This window comes from Methanosarcina sp. UBA411 (assembly GCF_002495725.1).
GTDB lineage: Archaea > Halobacteriota > Methanosarcinia > Methanosarcinales > Methanosarcinaceae > Methanosarcina.
This window is the reverse complement of sequence record NZ_DAGK01000028.1, coordinates 198,752-206,197: the sequence shown is the minus strand read 5'-3', so window position 1 is coordinate 206,197 and position 7,446 is coordinate 198,752. Positions and strand designations below refer to the sequence as shown.

The following is a 7,446-nucleotide window of genomic DNA, read 5'->3' as shown; positions in this document are numbered from 1 at the left end:
TTTGTTACTGTTTCCTTGTTTTCCTTACTTTCTGTTGTTTGTTTTTCTGTGTTATTTGTTACTGTTTCCTTGTTTTCCTTACTTTTTTCTGTTTGTTTTTCTGTGTTATTTGTTACTGTTTCCTTGTTTTTGCTTTCCCCGAATTCTTGTTCCAGATTTTCGGCGTCATTTTCTGTACCGTACCACCAGTAATCTTCAGTTTCATTTTCTTTGTCACTCTCTATATGGTACGACCAGTCATTTTCTGTCTCGTTACTTACTGTATTTGACTCATTTACTACTCTGTCGTTTTCTTGGTTTTCAGTGTTGCTTTCTGCCACTGTAACTGACACTGAAATTATTGAAAAAATAAGAATCAGAGCAATCCCGGTTAATTTCCACTTCCTACCACATATTCCCTTATAAGTCCCTGTTTTTTTCTTCAATTACTACACTCCTTAATATACTCTCTCTTCTGCTTAAGTTTGGTTTTATGTTCCCTTTATTCATTATTCTATGCTGGTTGAAATCCAGATAACATAAATTTTGACTACTTAACACTTTTATAAGCAATTTTCGGTTTTAATTTAGCGCGCTTTGGTATCTATATATTTGTTAAAATAAATATTTTTATCAATTAGATTCTAAGGAAAATTTAAAAATCATCTAAATATTTTTAAGGCAATTTATCCTGTAAAAGCTTTTTCATTTTTCAAAACTCTTTCTCTTTAAATAAAGTAGTAGTATTAATATTAAAATCCAAAATCCTTAATGTATATACTCAGACTAATAATTACTTATCTTGTCTATTATAGATAAATGTCCTTTAGTAGATTTCCATTAAGGTTATAATTTGGTCTAACAGATATTTTGCTCATAAACTCAGACTCTATATATCTATAACTAGACTGCTAGATAATATCTCTAATAACCCAATTCTCTATTGATAATTTCACAGTTACTGGGCTACTATTTCATGAAAGGATAATATGTATGGAATTTCTGGAAGACAGGACAGGAACTTAATGCTTATTACATCAAAAGTGTAGAGGGTAACAAATACTTCGTCCTGTACAGAATATTCGAAATTCAATTTTTAAGTAAAAAATGACAAAAAGAGCATTTAAATTGAAAGAACACAAATTTTACTTATTAATAAATTTTACTTATTATTTATATTATTGGATTGCCTTTTTTGGATATGGTAGCTGCATTCAGTTTGACTCTCTCGCATCCTTGTAGTCTGTGAAGAATTCTCTTATTATGACTGGCTCTTTTATTCGGATGTAAGAAAACTATACTTTTTTAACACTACTTCTTTAACCCTTTTAATTTTCCTTTCTAATTTTCCTTTCTAATTTTTCTTTAACTTTTCTTTAACTTTTCTTTTATTCCTTCTTGAGTATAATATAACACAAGAATTATATAATATCATATTTTGTACTTACAAGCTGTTATATGTTAATATTATATTCCTAGGTTGTACTTCTAAGCCGATCTATAAGCTCCTGTTTGTCAGTAAGTAAAGCTGGTATGCTTTTAACTATGATTCAGCGTTTCAATTCTTTTATAAGAAAAACAGAAATCTAACTCTTTGATTTATTTATCATTTCCTCCTCTGTAATTGATTCTTCTTTCTGAATTATCTTCCTGCTCTGCAAAGGCTTTATATATTAGATGTGCCTTGTAAAGGCAAAGTACATCAAAGATGGAAGTTTCATGCATTTTAATGTTTGAAATTCTCTAATCAGATCAATGTGATGCTTAATGCTAACTTCCTGGAAGTCCGGGAGATAGGATTTTCTACCGTGCTTTACGGGAGATTTCCTGCATTGAAGATCAATCCAGTGAGAAACGTCGGATCAACATGAGTGTCAAAGGGCCAATGCTTTGAAACGCCCGCTTTTGGCGTTGTAATAACGCCTAAAATCGCACGAAGCTGTTCAGGTTTTCGATGAGTCGCGGTTGCAGTCACTGAGTAATGAAGTTTCAAATCAGGGAACTGAATTTAAAATCAGGTTACCATATACTGAAGTTTCAAATCAGACTAGTAAATGTTTCAAACCAGGGCCGAATGCCTGGATTTGGGTCTGCCAGGATCGTAAATCGATCCTTTAAGAGTATGCTCCTGCTAGACAAGCTGGGAAGAGGATCGGATATTTGCAGATGCCTGAAGGAATTAGGGTACCGGGAGCAATAAAGCTCTGGTCTGCTCGAGGCATATCTGCCAGGCAGGTCTGAAATATGTCCCTCCCCACCTGGTAGCGTTCGGGGAATCCAGTGCATTTTTCTTTTGCCACTCACATTGAGCCGACCGGAGGGGCTGGTATTTCAATTGAAATTTACGGAGTAGAAATATGGCAAGCATACACCGACCAAAACGAGGTTCCCTCGCATTTAGTCCGCGCAAGAGGGCAAAGAGCCACATTCCACGGTTCAGGTCCTGGCCGGAGGCTACAGGTGAACCAAAGCTACAGAGTTTTGCAGGGTACAAGGTGGGCATGACCCACGTGATCATGATTGATGACACAAAGAACAGCCTTACCCAGGGTATGGAAATCTCCGTACCTGTAACTGTCATCGAAACTCCTGCAATCAGGGTCGCAGCCATCCGGGCTTATGCAGAAGACAGCACCGGAGAAAAAGCAATTGCTGAGGTATGGGCAGCAGATCTTGATCCTGAACTCAAGCGCAGGATCCCTATACCGGCAGCCGAAAACATGGCCGAAAACCTTGAAAATATTGGAAAAATGATTGAAGAAGGCAAGGTAAGTGACATCAAGGCAGTTATCTACACCCTGCCAAAGAGCCTTACCGGGGTTCCCAAAAAGACTCCCGACATCATGGAATCCGGAATCAGTGCCAGGGATCTCAGTACTAAATTTGAGTACGCAAAGTCAATCCTCGGCACTCTTGTAAGCGTCACCGACGTTTTCAAGACCGGGATACTTGTTGACACTGCTGCAATAACTATCGGAAAGGGTACTCAGGGTCCTGTCAAACGCTGGGGTATCCAGCTTATGAAAGGCAAGCACTCCAGGCAGGGTAGTCTCAGGCAGATCGGTACTCTTGGTGGCTTCGGCCTTCGCCGCGTCTCTTGGAGAGTCCCGCAGCTGGGTCAGACCGGATACCACCAGAGAACTGAGTTCAACAAGCGTATCCTCAAGATCGGGTCCGATGGGGAAGAAGTCACTCCAGAGGGCGGCTTTATAAATTACGGCCTTGTCCGTGGGGATTATGTGCTGATCAAAGGCAGCGTTCCCGGACCATCAAAGAGGCTTATCAGACTCAGAGATCCGATCAGGGCAAAGAAAGCCGACCTTGGCGAACCGAATATCCTTCACATAAGCAGGGAATCCAAGCAGGGGTGAAGTGAAATGGCTACAGCAAAAACAATAGACCTTACAGGAAGGGTTGTCAGGGAGATTGAGCTTCCCGACGTGTTTGATGTGGATTACCGCCCTGACCTGATTAAAAAGGCAGTGCTTGCGGCACAGGCAAACAGGCTTCAGCCCTATGGTCCCCGTCTTTACGCAGGCATGGAAACTTCCGCAAGAGGCTGGGGTTCAGGACGAGGCGTATCTCATATTCCGAGACTCGTAAACAGCAGCAGAGCTGCAAGAGTTCCTCACGCAAGAGGCGGAAGAAGAGCCCACCCACCAAAACCGGAAGCTGACAGAAGCGAGAAAGTCAACACTAAGGAACGCCGCTATGCAATCCGCTCTGCAATTGCAGCAACCAGAGATCCGACTCTCGTAAGCCTGAGAGGCCATATCTTTGAAGCCGAACTTCCTATTGTTACGGAAAACGCTCTTGAAGACCTGGATAGGACAAAGCAGGTAATTGAATTCTTGCAGGCTATCGGAGTCTATGATGACGTACTCAGGGCAAAATACGGAAGACATATCAGGGCCGGCCGTGGAAAGCTCAGAGGTAGGAAATACAAGCACAAAAAGAGTATCCTTATTGTTGCAGGAGAAAATGCTCCTATCATGAAGGCTGCAAGAAACCTCTCAGGGGTAGACGTTGCAACAGTAGATTCACTGAATGCCGAGCTGCTCGCACCTGGCACTCATGCAGGGCGCCTTACTATCTGGACAGAATCCGCAGTTGAGAAACTGGAGGGTGCATTCCAATGAGTTCCATTAATTATCCTTTTGTTACTGAAAAAGCGATGATGCTGCTTGACGAAAACAAGCTCCAATTTATCGTGGATACCAGGTCAAACAAAAAGCAGATCGTAGAAGATGTTGAAAAACTGTACGGATTCAAAGTAAAGTCCGTGCGGACCATGACTACCATGAAGGGTACGAAAAAAGCAATCCTGACATTCGAAGATCCTGAATCGGCACACGAGATTGCAACCCGGATAGGACTGATGTGAGGTGTGATGTATGGGTAAAAGACTAATATCACAAAACAGGGGTAGAGGTACTCCTACCTACAGAGCTCCTTCTCACAAGTACAAGGCAGAACTGAGGCATCCGCGTGTTGATGAAAATACGTCGATTCAGGGGAAAATCATTGATCTCGAGCACGATCCTGCTCGCTCAGCCCCGATTGCAAAAGTTGCCTTTGAAAATGGGGAAGAACTTCTCCTGCTTGCCTCAGAGGGAGTTGCAGTAGGTAACACAATCGAGTGCGGAGACGATGCTGATGTCAGGCCAGGAAATATAGTTCCTATAGGAAAAGTGCCTGAAGGTTTCTTTATCTGCAACATCGAGTCAAAGCCAAATGATGGCGGCAAATTCGTGCGCTCTTCCGGAGTATACGCAACTGTCGTAACCCATGAGCCTAACAGGACTGCAGTGGCAATGCCCTCAGGGACCATTAAATGGCTTAACCCTAAGTGCAGGGCAGTTGTCGGTATTGTTGCAGGCGGAGGCAGAGTTGACAGGCCATGGCTCAAAGCCGGGAAAAAGTACCACAAAATGAAAACAAGAGCTGCAAAGTATCCCAGGGTTTCAGGAATTGCCATGAACCCGCGTGACCACCCATTCGGTGGAGGTGCCTGGAAGCATCCGGGTAAGCCCACAACGGTTAGCAGAAACGCTCCGCCCGGAAGAAAGGTCGGACTGATTGCAGCTAGAAGGACCGGAATGAAGCGCTGATGAGGGGTATTCGTTATGGCTAAAAAATTATCATCAAGATTACCAAAGAGAAAGGGTGAGTATACCTACCGCGGGAAAACCGTCTCAGAACTTCAGGAATTGAGTCTTGAAGAGTTTGCAGAACTCCTACCTTCAAGAGAACGCAGGAGCATCAAACGCGGATTCACGGACGGACAGAAAAAAGTCCTGCACGAGTTCAAGGAAGGAAAGAAGATCAAGACTCATCACAGAGATCTTATCATCCTTCCGGAAATGATCGGACAGACAATTGAAATCCACAATGGGAAAGGCTTTGTGAGTGTGGATCTTCAGCCTGAAATGATCGGGCACCGTTTCGGAGAATTCGCACCCACAAGAGGAAGGGTTTCACACGGCAGTGCTGGTGTGGGAGCAACCCGTTCAAGTAAGTTCGTGCCACTGAAATGAGGTGAAAGGGAATGGCAAAAATTGATTATTCAGTTAAGGGAAACCCTGAGACTACCTCTAAGGCTATGGGTTCTGAACTCCATATTTCCCCTAAAAAGTCCCGTGAAGTCTGCTGCAAAATTAAGGGCATGAAGGTTGCTGAAGCAAGAAAGTTTTTGGAAGACGTAATTGCTTTAAAACAGGCAGTCCCCTTCAAAAGGCACCACGACGGAACAGGACACCGAAAAGGTCCAATGGCTGCAGGCAGGTACCCTGTTAATGCTTCAAAAGAGATCCTCAAGATCTTGAAGAATGCAGAAAGCAATGCCGAATACAAGGGACTTGAACCCGCAAACATGTATATCAGCCACGCTGCAATTCAGCGCGGAAGGGTAATTCATGGGTTTATGCCGAGAGCCAGAGGACGGGCCACTCCCAAAGACACAGACACTGTAAATATAGAGATGATTCTTTCCGAGGTGCGCTAAATGGCAATAGAAAGAAAATTCGTCAATGACGGGTATGTTAAAGCCTCCATGGACGAGTATTTCGCAGAACAGCTGAACAGAGCTGGATACGGCGGTATGGAGCTTAACAGGACCCCAATGGGCACCCAGATTGTTATTTATTCTGAAAAGCCTGGAATGGTAATAGGGAAAGCCGGAAAGGTCATCAGAAAGCTTACAAGGGATGTAGCAACCAAGTACAATCTCGAAAACCCGCAGATTGATGCTCAGGAAGTTAAGAAACCTGAACTTAACGCTCAGATGATGGCATCAAGGCTTGCAGCCTCAATTGAGAGAGGCTGGTACTTCAGGAAAGCCGGACACAACACAATTAGGGCAGTCATGAATGCAGGCGCCCTCGGGTGTGAAGTCGTAATCTCAGGAAAGCTTACGGGTTCCAGGTCAAGAGTTGAAAAATTCGTTGACGGGTACATAAAGCACTCCGGAAATCCTGTGCAGGAAGTAGTAGACGAAGGGTTTGCAGTAGCAGTCAAAAAGCTCGGAACCCTTGGCTGTAAAGTCAGGATCATTCAGCCAGATGTTGTCCTGCCTGATTCGTACAGGGTTAAGGAAGCAAGTGAGATTGTAACTGAACCGGTTGAAAAGCCTGCCGAAAAACCGGCTGCAAAACCGGCCGAGAAACCTGCTGAAGCCCCTAAGAAGGAAAGCGCGGCAAAACCAAAAACTCCTGCAGCAGCACCTGCGAAACCAGTAGAAGCAGCTGAAGTCGCAGAGCCTGAAGAAGCCGAGGAAGAACCTCAGGCTGAGGCAGCAGAAGAATTTGAAGAGGCTGAAGTCATTCAGGTTGAAGGCTCAGAAGAACTTCGAAGACAAGTCAATGGAGTCTGGCAGCACAAGCACGAGGGTTATGACTATTGGCATCCCATGGCCCGGGTTCACAAGGAGGCTAAGGAATAATGGCAATCCTCAGAACCAGCGAAATCCGGAACATGTCACTTGAGGAACGGGCTGATGAACTCGAGACCCTGAGCAATGAGCTTGTCAGGGAACGTGCCCTTACTTCCGCAGGCGGAGCTCCTGAAAACCCGGGACGAATCGGAGAAATAAAGAGAACGATTGCCCGGATAAAGACAATTCAACATGAGCTAAATGAAATCTAAGGTGGAAATTCTACCTTCGACCCTTATCTACCATGAACTGATAGGGCTCGAGATTCAGGTAATTCACTCCACTAATCCAGCATTGGCTGGAATCCGCGGCAGGGTAATCGACGAGACAAAAAATATGCTAATCGTAGAAAACTCAAAGTCGCGGGAACTGAAGATTCCAAAGGCGGATTCGGAATTTCTCTTCCGAATCCCTGCCGAGCTCTCAGAAAAAGGCCGCAGATCCGATACATTAGTTAAAATTCAGGGAAACCTGCTGCTCTCACAACCCGAAAATCGGATCAAGAACATCAAAAAGTTACGCAAATGGGGCTAAAC

At 44.0% G+C, this 7,446-nt stretch carries 11 protein-coding genes; 9 read left to right on the top strand and 2 right to left on the bottom strand.

Annotated elements, in window-relative coordinates:
* Together BP861_RS11045 and BP861_RS11040 are read right to left on the bottom strand one after the other, a co-directional pair.
* A partial coding sequence (locus tag BP861_RS11045; RefSeq protein WP_292375461.1) for a hypothetical protein occupies positions 1-425 on the bottom strand: 425 nt, incomplete at its 3' end.
* A 1,367-nt stretch (positions 426-1,792) separates the two neighbouring features.
* Positions 1,793-1,972, bottom strand: coding sequence for a hypothetical protein (locus BP861_RS11040; RefSeq protein ID WP_292375458.1), 180 nt, complete (start codon positions 1,970-1,972; stop codon positions 1,793-1,795).
* A 364-nt stretch (positions 1,973-2,336) separates the two neighbouring features.
* Here BP861_RS11040 and rpl3p point away from each other — a divergent pair, with 364 nt between their 5' ends.
* From rpl3p to rnp1, 9 genes are read left to right on the top strand one after another with little or no spacing between them, the layout of a single operon-like run.
* The gene (rpl3p, locus tag BP861_RS11035) at positions 2,337-3,350 is read left to right on the top strand and encodes a 50S ribosomal protein L3 (RefSeq protein ID WP_292375455.1); all 1,014 of its coding nucleotides are present in this window, start codon (positions 2,337-2,339) and stop codon (positions 3,348-3,350) included.
* A gap of 6 nt (positions 3,351-3,356) precedes the next feature.
* Positions 3,357-4,118 carry a 50S ribosomal protein L4 gene (gene rpl4p / locus BP861_RS11030; RefSeq protein ID WP_292375454.1) on the top strand — a complete coding sequence of 254 codons (762 nt, stop codon included), beginning with the start codon at positions 3,357-3,359 and terminating at the stop codon, positions 4,116-4,118.
* Positions 4,115-4,363 (top strand): 50S ribosomal protein L23, encoded by a 249-nt coding sequence (locus BP861_RS11025; protein WP_011305150.1) that lies wholly within the window; start codon positions 4,115-4,117, stop codon positions 4,361-4,363. The genes rpl4p and BP861_RS11025 overlap by 4 nt, the downstream gene beginning before the upstream one ends.
* A gap of 10 nt (positions 4,364-4,373) precedes the next feature.
* Positions 4,374-5,090 (top strand): 50S ribosomal protein L2, encoded by a 717-nt coding sequence (locus tag BP861_RS11020; RefSeq protein WP_292375445.1) that lies wholly within the window; start codon positions 4,374-4,376, stop codon positions 5,088-5,090.
* A gap of 15 nt (positions 5,091-5,105) precedes the next feature.
* Complete coding sequence (locus BP861_RS11015; protein WP_292375442.1) at positions 5,106-5,516, top strand: 30S ribosomal protein S19; 411 nt, start codon at positions 5,106-5,108, stop codon at positions 5,514-5,516.
* 11 nt (positions 5,517-5,527) lie between these two features.
* The gene (locus BP861_RS11010) at positions 5,528-5,983 is read left to right on the top strand and encodes a 50S ribosomal protein L22 (RefSeq protein ID WP_292375439.1); all 456 of its coding nucleotides are present in this window, start codon (positions 5,528-5,530) and stop codon (positions 5,981-5,983) included.
* Positions 5,984-6,919: a 30S ribosomal protein S3 gene (locus tag BP861_RS11005; RefSeq protein WP_292375436.1), complete on the top strand. Its 936-nt coding sequence runs from the start codon at positions 5,984-5,986 to the stop codon at positions 6,917-6,919. It abuts the gene before it with no gap.
* The gene (gene rpmC, locus BP861_RS11000) at positions 6,919-7,122 is read left to right on the top strand and encodes a 50S ribosomal protein L29 (protein ID WP_292375433.1); all 204 of its coding nucleotides are present in this window, start codon (positions 6,919-6,921) and stop codon (positions 7,120-7,122) included. The genes BP861_RS11005 and rpmC overlap by 1 nt, the downstream gene beginning before the upstream one ends.
* A complete protein-coding gene (gene rnp1, locus BP861_RS10995; protein ID WP_292375430.1) occupies positions 7,112-7,444 on the top strand; it encodes a ribonuclease P protein component 1 in 333 nt (110 codons plus the stop codon). Before rpmC ends, rnp1 begins: the two co-directional genes overlap by 11 nt.
* The last annotated feature ends 2 nt before the right edge of the window (positions 7,445-7,446 follow it).

Bases quoted from the DNA above. Each gene is read 5' to 3' on its own strand.
- BP861_RS11020 (WP_292375445.1), top strand. From the start codon at position 4,374: ATGGGTAAAAGACTAATATCACAAAACAGGGGTAGAGGTACTCCTACC.
- rpmC (WP_292375433.1), top strand. From the start codon at position 6,919: ATGGCAATCCTCAGAACCAGCGAAATCCGGAACATGTCACTTGAGGAA.
- BP861_RS11010 (WP_292375439.1), top strand. From the start codon at position 5,528: ATGGCAAAAATTGATTATTCAGTTAAGGGAAACCCTGAGACTACCTCT.
- BP861_RS11005 (WP_292375436.1), top strand. From the start codon at position 5,984: ATGGCAATAGAAAGAAAATTCGTCAATGACGGGTATGTTAAAGCCTCC.
- BP861_RS11025 (WP_011305150.1), top strand. From the start codon at position 4,115: ATGAGTTCCATTAATTATCCTTTTGTTACTGAAAAAGCGATGATGCTG.
- rnp1 (WP_292375430.1), top strand. From the start codon at position 7,112: ATGAAATCTAAGGTGGAAATTCTACCTTCGACCCTTATCTACCATGAA.
- rpl4p (WP_292375454.1), top strand. From the start codon at position 3,357: ATGGCTACAGCAAAAACAATAGACCTTACAGGAAGGGTTGTCAGGGAG.
- rpl3p (WP_292375455.1), top strand. From the start codon at position 2,337: ATGGCAAGCATACACCGACCAAAACGAGGTTCCCTCGCATTTAGTCCG.
- BP861_RS11015 (WP_292375442.1), top strand. From the start codon at position 5,106: ATGGCTAAAAAATTATCATCAAGATTACCAAAGAGAAAGGGTGAGTAT.